At 30.3% G+C, this 234-nt stretch carries 1 pseudogene; it reads left to right on the top strand.

Annotated features, from left to right (window positions below):
* A pseudogene (locus CWB77_RS18515) lies at positions 1–234 on the top strand (hypothetical protein); the annotation flags it as partial.

Here is a 234-nt window from a genome sequence, read left to right as displayed (position 1 = left end):
CCCCTATTGAATGGGTATTTGGCGCATCGTCTGCATTTAAGCAAAATATTGATTTCTACATTGGAATAAATGTGATTGCAAATTATATAATTGGTTGGGTTTTTACTTTTGGACTTTTTGGCACGTTTTTACTTGTATTCACTTGGTATAGCATACCATCAAAATTGATGACAAGAAGTAATAAAAAATTAAATGTTGCCTTAATTGTATTTTTTTTAGTATCTGTGACCAACA

Origin of the sequence: Pseudoalteromonas sp. S1610 (genome assembly GCF_005887465.1) — a bacterium.
GTDB classification, from domain to species: domain Bacteria; phylum Pseudomonadota; class Gammaproteobacteria; order Enterobacterales; family Alteromonadaceae; genus Pseudoalteromonas; species Pseudoalteromonas undina.
Note: the sequence above shows the minus strand (reverse complement) of the source record. Positions and strands in the feature narration are given on the sequence as shown.